The organism is Ampullimonas aquatilis, from assembly GCF_049675895.1.
GTDB lineage: Bacteria > Pseudomonadota > Gammaproteobacteria > Burkholderiales > Burkholderiaceae_D > Ampullimonas > Ampullimonas aquatilis.
Genome location: NZ_CP183834.1, coordinates 269120 through 284200 on the forward strand (window position 1 = coordinate 269120; position 15081 = coordinate 284200).

14 protein-coding genes are annotated in these 15081 nt (G+C 52.0%); 7 read left to right on the forward strand and 7 right to left on the reverse strand.

The window, feature by feature from the left end; translation table 11 throughout:
• Positions 1–158: 158 nt before the first annotated feature.
• Positions 159–638: a ferritin-like domain-containing protein gene (locus tag ACMYR3_RS01240; protein WP_424193745.1), complete on the reverse strand. Its 480-nt coding sequence runs from the start codon at positions 636–638 to the stop codon at positions 159–161.
• A 381-nt stretch (positions 639–1019) separates the two neighbouring features.
• Between ACMYR3_RS01240 and ACMYR3_RS01245 the strand changes: the two genes are divergently transcribed.
• Positions 1020–1913: a 2Fe-2S iron-sulfur cluster-binding protein gene (locus tag ACMYR3_RS01245; RefSeq protein WP_424193747.1), complete on the forward strand. Its 894-nt coding sequence runs from the start codon at positions 1020–1022 to the stop codon at positions 1911–1913.
• 138 nt (positions 1914–2051) lie between these two features.
• Here ACMYR3_RS01245 and ACMYR3_RS01250 read toward each other — a convergent pair whose 3' ends face one another.
• Entirely contained in the window at positions 2052–4424 is a 2373-nt protein-coding gene (locus ACMYR3_RS01250) for a putative bifunctional diguanylate cyclase/phosphodiesterase (protein ID WP_424193749.1), read from the reverse strand.
• Between the two features lie 363 nt (positions 4425–4787).
• Here ACMYR3_RS01250 and ACMYR3_RS01255 point away from each other — a divergent pair, with 363 nt between their 5' ends.
• On the forward strand, positions 4788–5357 hold the full coding sequence (locus tag ACMYR3_RS01255; RefSeq protein ID WP_424193751.1) for an RBBP9/YdeN family alpha/beta hydrolase: 570 nt from the start codon (positions 4788–4790) through the stop codon (positions 5355–5357).
• On the opposite strand, the gene ACMYR3_RS01260 is transcribed toward ACMYR3_RS01255, so the two are convergent.
• The gene (locus ACMYR3_RS01260) at positions 5354–5890 is read right to left on the reverse strand and encodes a peroxiredoxin family protein (protein ID WP_424193753.1); all 537 of its coding nucleotides are present in this window, start codon (positions 5888–5890) and stop codon (positions 5354–5356) included. The genes ACMYR3_RS01255 and ACMYR3_RS01260 overlap by 4 nt on opposite strands.
• Positions 5891–5921: 31 nt before the next feature.
• On the opposite strand from ACMYR3_RS01260, the gene ACMYR3_RS01265 reads away from it, so the two are divergent.
• From ACMYR3_RS01265 to ACMYR3_RS01275, 3 genes are read left to right on the forward strand one after another with little or no spacing between them, the layout of a single operon-like run.
• Positions 5922–6626: a DUF4197 domain-containing protein gene (locus tag ACMYR3_RS01265; protein ID WP_424193755.1), complete on the forward strand. Its 705-nt coding sequence runs from the start codon at positions 5922–5924 to the stop codon at positions 6624–6626.
• A gap of 47 nt (positions 6627–6673) precedes the next feature.
• The gene (locus ACMYR3_RS01270) at positions 6674–7237 is read left to right on the forward strand and encodes a hypothetical protein (protein WP_424193757.1); all 564 of its coding nucleotides are present in this window, start codon (positions 6674–6676) and stop codon (positions 7235–7237) included.
• 7 nt (positions 7238–7244) lie between these two features.
• Positions 7245–8750 (forward strand): MFS transporter, encoded by a 1506-nt coding sequence (locus tag ACMYR3_RS01275; protein ID WP_424193758.1) that lies wholly within the window; start codon positions 7245–7247, stop codon positions 8748–8750.
• A gap of 177 nt (positions 8751–8927) precedes the next feature.
• Here the strand turns inward: ACMYR3_RS01275 and ACMYR3_RS01280 are convergent, their stop codons facing one another.
• Positions 8928–10478 carry a PLP-dependent aminotransferase family protein gene (locus ACMYR3_RS01280; protein WP_424193760.1) on the reverse strand — a complete coding sequence of 517 codons (1551 nt, stop codon included), beginning with the start codon at positions 10476–10478 and terminating at the stop codon, positions 8928–8930.
• Between the two features lie 102 nt (positions 10479–10580).
• Here ACMYR3_RS01280 and ACMYR3_RS01285 point away from each other — a divergent pair, with 102 nt between their 5' ends.
• Positions 10581–11204: a DUF2917 domain-containing protein gene (locus tag ACMYR3_RS01285; protein WP_424193762.1), complete on the forward strand. Its 624-nt coding sequence runs from the start codon at positions 10581–10583 to the stop codon at positions 11202–11204.
• Here ACMYR3_RS01285 and ACMYR3_RS01290 read toward each other — a convergent pair.
• The 3 genes from ACMYR3_RS01290 to ACMYR3_RS01300 form a co-directional block, all read right to left on the reverse strand.
• Positions 11102–11950, reverse strand: coding sequence for a hypothetical protein (locus tag ACMYR3_RS01290; protein WP_424193764.1), 849 nt, complete (start codon positions 11948–11950; stop codon positions 11102–11104). The genes ACMYR3_RS01285 and ACMYR3_RS01290 overlap by 103 nt on opposite strands.
• Before the next feature lie 139 nt (positions 11951–12089).
• A complete protein-coding gene (locus ACMYR3_RS01295) occupies positions 12090–13661 on the reverse strand; it encodes a YifB family Mg chelatase-like AAA ATPase (protein WP_424193766.1) in 1572 nt (523 codons plus the stop codon).
• Between the two features lie 7 nt (positions 13662–13668).
• Positions 13669–13920, reverse strand: coding sequence for an accessory factor UbiK family protein (locus ACMYR3_RS01300; protein ID WP_424193767.1), 252 nt, complete (start codon positions 13918–13920; stop codon positions 13669–13671).
• A gap of 318 nt (positions 13921–14238) precedes the next feature.
• On the opposite strand from ACMYR3_RS01300, the gene ACMYR3_RS01305 reads away from it, so the two are divergent.
• The gene (locus ACMYR3_RS01305; RefSeq protein ID WP_424193769.1) at positions 14239–15054 is read left to right on the forward strand and encodes a TorF family putative porin; all 816 of its coding nucleotides are present in this window, start codon (positions 14239–14241) and stop codon (positions 15052–15054) included.
• Positions 15055–15081: the final 27 nt, after the last annotated feature.

Here is a 15081-nt window from a genome sequence, read left to right on the forward strand (position 1 = left end):
ATGGCCTAACGAAAAACGCCCTTTAAGGGCGTTTTTCGTTGGAGTATAGGTAAATTTACTATGCTTCAAGTGCTATTTATATAGGATTTATTTTTTACACCCTGTCAGTATATTTTGAGAGTGATTTGTCTGCGGCGGCGGATGGATTCAGGAGCTGCCTATTGATCCACCGGGAGTGGCTTGCCGCCCAAATGCAGCGCCAGCCAGCGTTCCAGTTCGGCCACGTGCTGGGTTTCTTCTTCGACAAACTCTTTGGCAAAGGTGCGAATTTCGGGATCTTGCGTGGACTCCAGAATATTGCGGTAATAGGCCAGGCTGGCGCTTTCGGCATCCAGTGCAACCTGGAGTGCTTGCTCGCGGCCTATGAACGGATCCGCCGCCCAAATGGCCGCAGTTTCGGGGCTTTCAATATCGGGCCAGTCAAACTCATTGGCCTTGATGTGGGGAATGTCACGAAAGCCGGAACGGGCGCGCGCATCGTTGAGATGCATGCGTGAATATTGCGCCAGACGGCGAAACAGTTTGCCCACTGCACCATTGCCACTGGAGGTCATGGCGTCGGCCAGTTGGTCAAAACGCAGAGCGGCTTCTTCTTCGAGTTTGATGGAGTAAGCCAAAAATTCTTCAACAGTTTCCATGAGTATTTTCTATAGAGTAGGTCGGATCGATTTGACAAGCGGCCACTCGTGGCTGATTGCCTTCAAGAGAAACTTACAGGGCAATATCAAGACCAAATGAACCAATAAATTGCTGCCAAATTTGTCATAACGGCCGCTCGGCCTTTAATAGCTTGGCGATGCCTCTGCTAAATTTTTTTGCTAGCAGCACAAGTTAAAGTGATTAATTAACTTGCACCTCTTTTTTTGTCTGATTATTTGTTTTTAAGGCGACAAAATGATGGTTTGCCAACAATAAAATGCTACACAAAAATTATCCTAAATTATTGATTTAAAACAAATATTTATTGATGTGCTTGATGCTATCTTGTGACTTCCTCTCACTAATAAGGAAGTTAGATCATGGCAAATGTTACTTTTTCATCTCCACTCATGCCGCGCGATATTACGGTTTACGCCGTCGCTGGCGATCGCGGTACGCTTTTGGCGCTGGCCAAAGAGCATCATATTCCCATCCCCTTTGACTGTCAGGACGGCGAATGCGGTTCATGCCTTGTGGAAGTCAAGCATTTGAATCATGGCGTGCGGTACGGTATTGCCCTGACCGAAAAAGAAAAGGAAATGCTCAAGCAATTGGGCAAGATCACAAAAGAAGAAATCATGGATGCCGAAGTCAACGACATGCCGCCGCGCTATCGTTTGGCTTGCCAATATTTTGTGCGCAATGAAGATACTTTCATTGCCTTTGTGGGAGATGAAACCGCACCTAAAAAAGGCCCAACCCTGTCGATTGCGGCGGCTGTTTATAAAGGTGGCGTGGAAATCAAAACGCTCGATCAGTTCCTCAGCTATGCGGTGAAGGTGGAAGAAGATGCGGCGATTCACTTTGAAAAATTGAGCACGGCGATGGCCGCTTGTGGCAATCAGGATGTTGCCGAATTGTTTGCCCAGTTGGGTGGCTATTCACGCATGCATCTGGACGAAGCCAAAGCCAAGTGTGCCAAGTATGACGCTGTGGTCACGCTGCCTTCCAGTTCGGCCTGGCCCGAAATGCAAACGCCAGAAAAAACGACCTTGTGGGCTGGCGATGCGGCTTTGTCCCGCCTGGGCGCATTGAAGTTTGCCCTGCAGGGCGAGCGTCGTGGCTTTGAGTTTTATTACGCCATTGCCGGCACAACCACTGATGCAGAAATCCGCAAGGTCGCCAAGGAGTTTGTGGCCGAAGAAACCGAACACGTTGAAAAACTCAAACTGTGGATCGAAAAAGAAGAAGCGGCCTTGCGTAGCAAAGCTTAATCTGAGTCATTGAATCAGGCCCTAAAAAATGTCTCTAGTAGGTATTTTTTAGGGAGTATGGGTTATTTGATCTCCCTCAAGTGCGTTATTTAACAGTCTTAAAAAATACCTACTGGGAGTATAATTTTGAATGAGTGCCTAGGTGGTACGCAAATAGGCCGGAATGGTGCGGGATGGCATGGGGCGGGCCAGCAAAAAACCCTGCACATCGGTGCAACCCATGGCGCGCAGAATATCAATCTGTTCCTGCTGTTCAATTCCTTCGGCCACAGTGTCCAGACGCAAGGCTTCGGCCAGGCGGATGATGGCCTGCACAATCGCTTTGGCATCGTTATCGCGACCCAGCGCCGAGATGAATGAACGGTCGATCTTGAGCTTGTCGAGCGGAAAGCTGCGCAGATAAGCCAGCGATGAATAGCCGGTACCAAAGTCATCCAGCGAAATCCGCACGCCCAGCTGACGCAGCGCATTGAGCGTGGTGCGCGCGGCCTGACTATCCTGAATCAAAATGGATTCGGTAATTTCCAGTTCGAGCCGATGTGGTGGCAAGCGGCTTTCCTGCAGAATTTCACGCACATCGTCGACCAGTTTGGGTGAACTGAACTGAATGGTTGAAATATTGACCGCGACGCGCTGCTCACTCGGCCAGGTCATCGCTTGCCAGCAGGCTTGGCGCAACACCCAATTACCAATGGCCACAATCTGGCCAGTCTCTTCGGCAATCGGAATAAATTCGGCGGGCTGGATCATGCCGCGCGTCGGGTGACGCCAGCGCAGGAGTGTTTCAAAGCCCACCACTTTTCCGGTGCGCAAGCGGATCAGTGGCTGATAGTGCGGTTCAAATTGTTGCTGCTCGATTGCCACGGCCAGGTCGCGTTGAATATTGAGACGATGCTGCGCCTGCTTGTCCATGGCTGCGGTAAAAAAGGCGTAGGTATTGCGGCCGGCTTCTTTGGCGGCGTAGAGCGCCATGTCTGCGCTCTTGACCAGTTTTTCAGGATGATGGCCATGCACAGGAGCGAGGGCAATGCCAATGCTGGTACCAACCGGTACAGTTTGCCCGTTGATGACGACTGGCTCGCGCAAGGCCATTATCAAGCGATTGGCCAGATCGGCCACCATGTCAGGCGTGGTGCTATGCCAGCTGATCAGCGCAAATTCATCACCGCCCAAACGCGCCAGTAAATCACCCCGACGAATCCGGCTTTGCAGACGTTGCGCGACGATCTTGAGCAGCTGATCGCCCACATCATGACCATACAGATCATTGGCGGTTTTAAAGTTGTCCAGATCCAGATACAGCAGTGCACACGGTTTACCGGGTTGGTCGGCAATCGGTGCAATCATGTCGAGTTGCGAGCGGAACTGGTAACGATTGGCCAGCCCGGTGAGGCCATCAAAATTGGCCAGTCGGCTCATTTCAATACGCGTCCGATGACCATGGGTAATATCGGAACCCACCCCGCGCCAGCCAGTGAGCTGACCGTGCGTATTGAGCAGCGGTTTACCGGTGAGTGCCCACCAGCGCGGCTCACCCGCCACCATGACATTGATGACGTGATCACGAAACGGTGTGAGGCCACGCAAAAACTCGTGCAGTTTTTCCAGGTTCTCGGTTTCTTCGGGCGTGTGGCGCGAGCAGGTGGATTCAATCAGATTGACCATGTACTCGCCGACCAGTTCATCGGCCGATACCGCAAATGATTCGGCCAGCCGATTGGAAACATGGCGCAGCTTGCCAAACTTGTCGGTTTCCCACAGCCAGTCACTGGCGTTTTCTTCAAAGTCGTTGAGCAGCAGATTGATCACTTCCTTTTGTTTTTCAATCTCGGCCTGGGCAATCAGGTTGGCGCCGAAGTTGCGCGCGGTGCTGATCACCGTGCTGATGATGACACCCGCATAAATGAGCAGCAGCAAAGCCAGTTCCCAGTTGGTTTTGCCGGGTTGAATCAGCATGGCGATTTCCCAGCCCAAACCCAGAATGAGCACATGCGCAATCGCAGCGCGGGGAATGCTGGTCAATGCAAAAGCGCCAGCGCCAATCATGCCGGTGATGATGGCCGTGATAATCAGGTGACTGTCAGGGTCATCGCGAGAAAACAGCACGACCGGGATGATGGCCCACAGCAGAGCGAGCAGCATGGCATGATGAATCGTGCGAGTCATGGCCGCTTCAGGCACTTGCTGCGGATATTGTTTGCGATGCAGGCTGAACCAGTCTTTCAGGCTGCGTGATGCCGCCCACAAAACCAGGCCAGCCCATATGAACAGCCAGAGATTTTTGCCCGAGTGGAAAAAGCTGCTCACCACAATGCCCACATTGAGCAGATTGGCAATCAACGTCAAAGGCGTGATGAGCAGTACGGCTTGCAGTTGTTTGCTGCGAAACTGACTGGCTTGCGGTTCTTCGGCGTAATAAGGATGCAGCTTGCGCAAATACCAGGTATGGGCTTTTCTGATTGAGCTGGTCAGGCGTTCAATGGGGTCAAGTAAGGAAGAAAATAGATTCATTATGACGAACACGATGAATGGTCATCAATCGTGAGCGCGCGCAATTTGACCATACGCTTGCTGCGCATTGTCAAAAAAGCCAGGCATGGGGCTGCCAGCAGATTGATCATGCTATTCATTTTGTTATTGAGTGATGATTCACTTGTTTTATATATGAGTCATCAGTCATCAAAGGCATGACCAGCTTAATTGTCCATGGTGTCCCATCTTGTGATGGGCTGACCGGACAGCAGCAGCATGTTCATACGGAAGATAATCTGTGGCTCGTGTCTTGCTGGCCCTATTGCTCTCCTCGACCAGCAAACAGACGATAATCAATCATTCTCTATTGCTCAAGCCAACTTTGTCCGCAATTGCTTCCTAATGAACAAAATACCGCTATTCATCGTTATACCCGGCTATCAAAACTCTGGCCCAGCACATTGGCAGACGCGTTGGCAAGCACGCTATGCCAATACCGTGCGGGTAGAGCAGGCTGATTGGGAGTCGCCCGTGATGGCTGATTGGGTTGCCACACTGGATGACACGATTCGCCGAGTGCATCAGTCAACCGAGCAACCGCTCGTGGTGGTGGCGCATAGCCTGGGTTGTATTACCTTGGTGCACTGGGCCAGCCGTTTGGGCGGTGCCGCGGCCAATCTGGTGAAGGCTGCTTATCTGGTGGCACCGGCCGATGTGGAGCGGGTCGATGCTCCTGCTGCGATCCAGCATTTCAGCCCGATTCCTTTGACACGTTTGCCGTTTCCTGCTTGTGCCGTTGCCAGTGGCAATGATCCTTATTGCCGTCTGGAACGTGCTCAACAATTTTGTCAGGCCTGGTCAGCCAGGTTGATTGATGCCGGTGCGCTTGGGCATATCAACAGCCAAAGCAATCTGGGTGATTGGGATGAAGGTAAGCTGTGGCTGGATGAGTGGTTGGCTGGTCTGAATTAGCTGGCCTCTGCCAAGGTGCTATCCAGTAGTTTGGAGAGTTCGGCAAAGTTGGGTTCACCCAGATAACGCTTGACGATCTGGCCCTGTTTGTTGATGACAAAGGTGGTTGGGGTCATTTCCACCTTATCAAACAGGCGTGCAGCGTCGCCTGCGGTATCGAGCGCCACTTTAAAAGGCAGCTTGCGGGTTTCGGCAAAATTGCTCACATACATCGGTGGGTCATAGCTCATGGCAACTGCCACAAACTCCAGTCCTTTATCCTGATAACGCTGATAGGTCTCGACCATCTTGGGCATTTCGGCCACACAGGTGGAGCAGCTGGTCGCCCAGAAATTGACCATGACGACTTTGCCGCGCAGTGATGAGAGTTTCACCACGTCACGATTGAGCAGCGTAAAGGTGGCATCCGGCGCCGGTTTGGCAGCGGTGGCCTGTTGATAGCCAAACCAGCCCGCAGCAAGGATGACCAAGCCAATAATGATTGACAATATGACTCTTGGAAAAGACTTAGAATCGCTGGAGGTTGCTGACATGGGTAACCCAAACACAAAAGGAGAAAAAATAATGAGCATAAGCCGCAGAGACATTATAAGTGTGACTGGTTATGGTCTGCTCGCCAGCCTGCTGATGAGTAATCCCGTTTTGGCCCTGTCATTGGGAGATTTGACTAATCAGGAAGCCACTGGTGGTTTGAAAGCCGCATTGGAAAAAGGTTCAGAAGCAGCCATTGCAAAATTGGGCGTGCCCGGTGGTTTTTTGAATAACCCCAAGGTCAAGATCGATTTGCCGGGGCCACTGGCCAAAGCCAAGGGGCTGTTGAAAATGACCGGTTTGGGAGGCAAGGCCGATGAACTGGTCGAAGCCATGAACCATGCTGCTGAAGCTGCAGTGCCGGAAGCCAAGAATCTTTTGCTCAATGCGATTAAAACCATGAGCGTGGAAGATGCCAAAGGAATTTTGGCGGGTGGTGAAACATCAGTTACCGATTTCTTTCGCAAGAAAACCAGCGAGCCGTTGGGCCAGAAATTTTTGCCCATTGCCAAGCAGTCAATGAGTAAAGTGGGCGTGGCGCAAAAGTACAACGAGCTGGCTGCCAAAGTGCCACAGAATCTGCTCAAGGGCAAAGATGCTTCGATTGAAGGTTATGTCTCCAAGCAGGCGCTGGAAGGTTTGTACACTATGATTGGTGAAGAAGAAAAAGCGATTCGCCAAGACCCGGTAGGGGCTGGCAGTGCTGCCATCAGCAAGGTTTTTGGCGCATTGAAATAATGCCGCAAGCCCGGTTAAGGTCTTTGTTCTGTTTGGGCTGGCGGGTGATGAGAGGCTTGCTTTTGGTGGGCCTCGTCAGTGCTTGCAGTCCCAAGTACGACTGGCGTACTGTGCATGATGATGCCGGTCGTTATGCGATTGAGTTTCCGGCCAAGCCTAACACCGCAGCGCGTGATGTGCCCTTGGGCGAGCCATTTGGCTTGCTGCGCATGACCATGCAGTCAGCGCGGAGCGATGAAACTTTTGCGATTGGCTATATTGATCTGCCCGGTGCCAATGACACCAGCTCGGCCGAGGCGGAACAGTTTGGGCGCGAGCAGCTTGCGTTGCTCAAGGCGCGCCTGCAAGCGGCGCTGCTGCAAAATTTGAATAACGCGACTGCCACAGCGCCGCAAATGGTCGTCATCAAAGAGGCCGATGGTAAAAAGCGGTCTGGCGAAATGTGGCAGGCCCAAAGCACCGACAAGCGTGTGGTGCGTGCCTATTTTGCTGACAAGCAGGGGCGGGTTTATCAAGTGGCGGTGATTGGCGCGGCGCATACCGGTGATGCAGGCAATATGCATTTTGATGAAGTCGCGAGCCAGTTTTTAAATTCGTTCGTACTCGATTAAGCTGCGCTTGGATCAGCTTCCCCTTTCATCTTCCGCCAAGCCCGCGCCACAGACTGACGCAGCGTCCAAGTCTGGTTCGTTGGACATGTCAGTTGATATGTCAGCGGGTATGTCGCCGAACCCATCAGCGGAGCATGCAACGAGCACTTCGCTCAGCCTGTCGATCCGCATTTTTGCCTGTTTTGCGGTGGCCTATCTTTTATCGTATGGGCTGCGCACCATCAACGCGGTGATTGCGCCGTTACTGGTGGCCGAAATAGGTCTGTCGGCCGCCAATTTGGGTTTGCTGTCCAGCGCTTATTTTCTGGGCTTCATCATCACCCAATTACCTTTGGGTCTGGCGCTCGATAAGTTTGGTGCGCGGCGCGTCAATGCCGCTTTGTTGCTGGTCGCCGCAACCGGTGTGGCGGCGTTTGGCATGAGCCATAGCTTGCTCACTTTATGGTGGTCACGGTTATTGATTGGCATGGGCTTTTCGGCCGCGCTGATGTCGGCCTTCAAAGGTTTTCGTGAATGGTTCGCGCCGAGCCTGCAACCACGGCTGGCTTCCTGGATGGTGGTGGCAGGCGTGGCCGGTGCGTCATTGTCCACTGCGCCGGTGCAATGGCTGACGCAACTCTATGGCTGGCGCCCCTTGTTTTTGGGGATGGCGGTTTGCGTGTTGGTGGCGGCGCTGTTGCTGTATGTTTTATTGCCAGCGAGTGCGGAGGAAAGTCAATCCGCTGCAAGCAGAGCAGCCAATGCCCCGGCAGCCAGTTCCTCTTCATTGACACAACTTGACGCTAATGTTGATCAAGTGGCTCAACCGGTACCCGCCGCAGCCAAGTCTTCAACACGCACCACCTCAACACTGAATATTGCAACAAATAACGCGGCCTTGACCAATGGCTATCGCACCATATTTCGTTCACGCTTTTTTATGGCGACGGCGCCCTTGGGTATGACTTTTCAAGGTGGCTTTTTGGTGATGCAGTCCTTGTGGATCGGCCCCTGGCTGGTACAGGTGATGGACATGAGCGCAGCGGCTTCGGCGCAAGTGTTGTTGGTGATGAATCTGTTTTTTCTGGCCGCCAGTGGGTTGATGGGTTGGCTTTCACCGCGACTCACTCAGCAAGGTCACAGCATCTGGCAACTCGTGATCGTTTTTTATTTGGGTGTGATGCTGGTGGAAGGCATGCTCGCATTGGTGGTTGCCAACTGGTGGTGGCTGTGGGTGTTGTTGGCGATGCTCATGTCAGCCGGTGCCTGGTTTCAGAGCTGTATTGCCGGACAATTTGCCGCACAAATGACGGGGCGCGCCAACACTGCCTATAACTTCATGCTGTTTTTGGGGGCGTTGCTACTGCAATGGGGTTTTGGCTTGGGTGTGGATGCATTTCGCGCTGCCGGGTTGGCTGTGTCGGGCGCGTTTCGGGCCACCTTATTGGTCTATTTGAGCCTGCAATTGATTGCCTGGCTAAGGTATGTTTTATGGTACTTTTATCATCATAAAAGTCCAGTTTTTAAGCATTAATAGAGAGTATGATTAATATTTAACCCATTCAGTGCGTATATATTGATATTTAAAAATTACTGATGGGTAGTATATGTTGCGTATCAACATTCGTCGCCAGATCAGAACTGACGATGGGCGATCAACCCGGCTGGCAGCCTTTGCCAGCCAAGATGGCACTCACCGCACTTACTGCGCTCAGCTGCGCTGCTGCAAGGCGTATACCAAAATGCCCAGTTTTTGGATGGTGGCATCCAGATCAAAATCCCACACGCCACCGCAATAAATGCGAATGTAATGGCCAAAGCGCTGCGAGTTGGAAAACAGCGTGCCTGGGCCAATGCCAATGCCTTCGGCACGCGCCATTTCAAACAGCTGACGCGATGACATCAACTGGCCGCTGGCTCCTTGTGGCAACTCCACCCACAATAAGGCACCACCCTGTGGCGTGACAAACTGCGTGCCTTCCGGAAAATAGCGCTCGATCGCCGCGGCCATGCGCCGCGTTTGGGTATGAAACAAGCCACGCAATTTGCGCAGGTGATGTTCATAGCCGCCGGTCTTGATAAATTCGGCAATCGTCACTTGCGGCAAGGCAATGTTGGCGATGGAGGTGGTGTATTTGAGGCGCTCCAGTTGCGCCTGCCATTGACCGCCTGCCATCCAGCCAATGCGCAAGCCTGGCGCAATCGGTTTGGTGGCTGATGAACATAAAATCACCTGATTGCCCGTGTCCCAGGCTTTCAGGCTTTGCGGGCGGCCTTCGGTAAAGTAAAGATCACCGCTCCAGTCGTCTTCAATAATGGGGATGTGATGATTGTGCATCAGCCGCACTAGCCGCGCCTTGTTGTCGTCGGGCATCAGGCTGCCTTGCGGGTTGTGAAAGTTGGACATCACCACCAGCGCCTTGATGGGTTGTCCCTGCTCTTGCGCCTGATGAATGGCCAGACCCAGTGCTTCAATCGACAAACCATCACGTGCGTGCGTGGGGATTTCCAGTGCTTTCATCCCCAGGCTTTCGAGGATTTGCAAAATGCCAAAAAAGGTCGGCGATTCCACCGCAATCGTGTCACCTGGTTTGGCCACGGCCCGCAAAGCCAGATTGAGTGCTTCGGTCACGCCATTGGTGATGAGAATATCGTCGGGACTGAGTGGTACGCCCATCAGCAACGCACGTTTGGCCAGCTCGGCGCGCAACACCGGATGACCAGCTGTCACCGCTTCTTGTATCAGCAAGCCAGGCTGACGACGCGCCACCGTATTCATCAGGCGTTGTACCTTTTGCACCGGGTAGACGCCGGTTAATCGGCAAGTATCCAGGCGGATGCGGCAGGATGATTGCGACAGACTCATCATTGCATCGGTCTGCTGCGAGATGTGTACAAAGCTGGCGGGGCCGATCACCAGCGGTGTTGGCGTAGCTGGCGTGGGTACGTCCATGAATCGTGGTTTGGCTAACTTGTTGCCTAGCCGTACAGGTAGACCAGGCACGCCACGCGGCACCACAAAATAGCCCGATTTGGGACGCGCCTCCACCAGTCGCATGTTTTCCAGTTCACGATAAACCGCAATGGCGGTAGAAATGGAAACCCCATGCTGCAACGACAAGGTGCGTACCGACGGCATCCGATCGCCTTCACCCAGTGTGCCACTCGCAATCGCCGCTTCGAGCTTCTTGGCGAGTTGGCGATAGAGCGGGTCTGACTGAGTTGAATGAGCTGACTGAGCCGAGTTAAGGACAGAGGACATGGTGTGGTTGCGCTTGTCGATGGTGGTTGGTCGTGATGGAGCTAGAGGCGTTATTCATTTGCTATCTTGCGGCCATAGCGTGCACCATAACAGATACAGACGATGGATAAAACAATCAGCACAGTTGCTGCAAAACAATTCTGTGCTGCTGCTGATGATGAAGGCCTATGCCTTTTGCACAATGATTGGACTACCTACACTGGTAGCCTGATTAACTATCGATTTGGTACCCACTCCAGCACGGGTGTCTTGCTTGTTTTGAGTGGGTTGCAGGAGAACCCTATGGTCACGTTTTTACCAGAGCCAGTACCACGACTGCCCGTATCACAATTGGTTTATTTGCAGGATCAGCAATGTTGGACGTTGCAGCAAGTCACGGCAGGCTGGCTGATGCGTATCAAAGCTCGTATTCAGCGCCATGCTGATGCATTGACTGGTAGTGGGCAAGCTGATCGGGTATCACAAAATAGGGTGCGCATTCAAATCATCAAGGGCACTGTCTGGTTAACTCAGGCCTGGCAAGAGACCGATCATTTTTTATCCGAGGGCAGTAGCCTGCTATGTCATGCGCATGACTGTGTGCTGCTGCAGGCACTGGGCGATACGGTCTTGGCGTATCAGTATCAGGCAGAAAACTCGGCTTGCATGACCGTATCGGGCTCACCCAACAAGCCAGCAATCATGGCAAAAACCGTATCAATGGCTTCGGTGGCTTGCGCAAAGTAAACCAGTGGCGTGATGGCTTTGTCTGGGTCCTCAGCCCAAAGGTTGGGTACATTACTTAAAAAAACATGTACCTTGCCAATCTGGTCAGGTGGCAAGGTGTTGGCCGTGGCCAGCAGCAGTAAGGCCTTCTTGCGTAATTGCAAAAGCTGATGACGCTCCATCACATCACTTTTACCCAAGGCCACCATGCCAGAACCAATACCCCGAATTTGCGCCAGCAGCTCAGCCAGGATTGGCAAGGTATGAAAGACCAGATTGAGCCGTGTTTTATCTGCCAACGAGGTGGCAGGCAAGTCCTGGGTGTGCTGGCCCAGTTGCGCCAGCCAGTTCATTGGCCGGGTGATCATGACCGTGTGACGTTTAAAGGCCGCGCTGGCGGTCAGGCCACTATCAATGGCCTTGAGCAGCGCATGCCAGTCTTGCCGATACAAATCAATATCGGCTGGTTCCATGATGGCACGCAGACAATCATTTTCTTTAAGAAAGTGAGTGATATGGGATAGCACTTCCTCAATGCTTTTGCGGCGTTGTTCAATATCCCGATGCAGATCAATCTGACCCTTGAGTTGCGTATTGATCAAGCCACGATGCTGTTGAGTGAGTAATATCAATTCAAGCGATTGTCGGGCGACCCGCATGCCGTAATACAGCAAGTCCTTGCGCTGCTGACGGCCATGCTGTGCCACTCGCCACAGCCAGAGTAGCATGACACATAACAGTAAGGTGGGGTAAAAGAGCGAATTCATAGCAGCACCACGACAAGATGGTGCTTATTCAGCAAGAAGGTTGCCAGATGTCACTGCTTGATGGTGCACTACCCTGTCAGGCTCGATTTAATTGGCTTGAGGAAAATCGCCAAGGTGTGATTATTTGATTTGGTTTAATTTAGCTGGCTTTCAAGGCACGCCGATATTGAATGGCTTCGGCAATATGTGTGGTTTGGATCACGTCTGCCTGAGCCAGATCGGCAATAGTGCGAGCCACCTTCAATACCCGATGATAAGCCCGGGCCGACCAGTTAAGCCGGGTCATGGCATTGCGCAGCAGCGCTTCACCTGCCTCATCGACAATACAGCAACTTTCAATTTCCTGTCCGCTCAAGGCGGCATTGTTTTGTTGTTGTCGTTGCAGTTGACGAGTATGCGCAGCGGCAACCCGTTCGGCAACCCGAGCACTACTTTCACCGGGTGCGGCTTTGATCAACTCATCTTGTGAGAGTGTGGGGACTTCAATTTGCAAGTCAATACGATCCAGCAAGGGGCCAGATATTTTGTCCTGATAACGGGCGACTGCTTCCTGAGTGCAATGGCAGCGTCCTGAAATATGGCCAAGATAACCACAAGGACATGGATTCATGGCGGCCAGCAATTGAAAACGCGCAGGAAAGTCGGCCTGTTTGGCGGCACGCGAAATCGTAATGCGACCAGACTCAAGTGGTTCGCGCAATACCTCCAGCACCTTGCGATCAAACTCGGGCAGCTCATCTAAAAATAAAACGCCCTGATGTGCCAGACTGATTTCACCGGGGCGTGGTTCACCACCACCACCTACCAGTGCCACAGCGGATGCGGTGTGATGCGGTGCGCGGTAAGGTCGGCGTTTCCAGTTCTCCAGCACAAACCCTTGGCGAGTAATGCTGGCGATGGCGGCGGCTTGCAGCGCTTCGGCATCTGTCATGGGCGGCAAAATGCTCGCAAAGCGTGCCGCCAGCATCGACTTGCCTGTGCCGGGCGGGCCGACCATGATGACCGAGTGGCCGCCAGCAGCAGCCACTTCCAGTGCGCGTCGTGCCTGTAGCTGGCCTTTCACATCGGCCAGATCGGGAAGAGGTGTCCTGGGCAATTGAAGCGATTCTGGGCGTAAGGCACACTCAATCAAGTCTTGCTGAGCGTTGGCGTCGGTCATGGCGCGCAGATGCGCGCAAACTTGCAAAAGACTGTTGGCGGGCAATATGGTGACATCGGGTACCAGCACGGCTTCTACGGCGTTGGCACTGGGCAAAATGAAGGCGCGATTTTTTGCAGGACTCTCAAGTAGCACACCATTTTTATGCTTTTGATTGGATTGCCAGATGGCATACGTCATTGCCAGCGCACCACGGATAGGTCGCAATTCACCGGAAAGCGAAAGCTCACCCGCAAATTCAAATTCCTGCAAGTGGCGAGTTTCAATCTGGCCACTGGCCGCCAAAATACCCAGCGCGATGGGCAGGTCAAACCGTCCGGATTCTTTGGGAAGATCAGCCGGAGCCAGATTGACGGTAATGCGGCGCGCCGGAAATTCAAACCGGCAATTTTGAATGGCTGCACGAACCCGGTCTTTACTTTCCTTGACTTCGGTTTCGGGTAGGCCAACGATCGTAAAGGAAGGCAGGCCATTGGCCAGATGGACTTCGACCCTGACTTCAGCGGCATTGAGTCCCGATAAAGCCCGACTTTTGAGGACGGCTAAAGCCACGACTAAATTATTGTCCAGATGTCGATTTCAGTGCTGCTTCCAGTGCCGCTACCTTGGTTTCCAGCGCATCCAACTTTTCTCGCGTACGAGCGAGTACTTGCGCCTGGGTGTCAAACTCTTCGCGGGTGACCAGATCCATTTTGCTAAAACCTTGCGCCATCATGGCTTTGACGTTTTTCTCAATATCTTTGGCAGGCGAGTTTTCGATAATTTTGTTGATGCGGGCTTGAAAGTCTTGGAAAAAAGAATTGGTTTGCATGGCGTGCCCCAAAATTGAGTGTTAATTTAAAAAAATCGCACCAAAATAATTTAGCACCATAAAAGCGCACCAATACAGTGAAAAATAAATGTAAATGCATTGTAAAGGTGCGCCAATTCCACCTTTTGTATGGAATAGTACATATTTGGCGAAGACACACAGATTATGCCTTGTAAGCCGCAAATCCGAATTATTTGGTTACAAATAGAAGACAAAATCAATGTAGGGCCATTTTGCCAGCAAAAGGTGCGGAAGTAATTGGCACACTAAATGCATTTGCCCCCAAGCGACCTTTTTTAACTTTCGCCTGGAGAATATATGAAGAAAAATATCATCGCTTTGAGTCTGGCATTTGCCGGTGTTGCTGCTACATCTTTGGTTTTTGCTGAAGAGGCTGCACCTGCAGCAGAAGCTGCTCCTGCAGTATCGCCATTAACTGGTAATCTGACGTTGGCTTCCGAATACATTTATCGTGGTATCGGTCAAACCAATCGTAAGCCAGCTATTCAAGGTGGTTTTGACTATGCTTTTGCTAACGGTTTTTATGTCGGTAACTGGAACTCCAGTATCAGCTGGCTTTCTGACAGTGGTGCTCTTGTCAATGGCGCACCGTTTAATGGTGCAGGTTCGGTCAGCAGCAATATTGAAATGGATTTCTATGGTGGCTACAAAGGCACAATCGTAGAAGACGTACCATTTGATGTCGGTGTTCTGCGTTACCAATACCCAGGCACTTACCCAACTGGTTTTGTCAGTCCAAACACCACTGAAATCTATGGTTCCGTAGGCTACAGTTTCTTCACTTTCAAATACTCACGTTCAACAGGTAATTTGTTCGGTGCTGCTGATTCCAAAGGTAGTGGTTATTTTGATCTGTCTGGTAACTACGATTTGGGTAATGGCATCATTATCAATGGTCACGTCGGTCGTCAGAATGTGCATGGCCCATTTAAGGACGCCGCTTCCTACACCGATTACAAAATTGGTGCAACGATTGATCTGTCAGGCTATGCTTTAGCTGTGGCGGTGATCGGTACCAATGCCAAGGGCAATGATGGCGAGTTCTATCACAATGCCTTCGGTAAAGACTTGGGCAAATCACGTCTGTTTGCTTCAATCGGCAAGACTTTTTAATTGCTGTTTTCCTGGCTAATTGGGTGC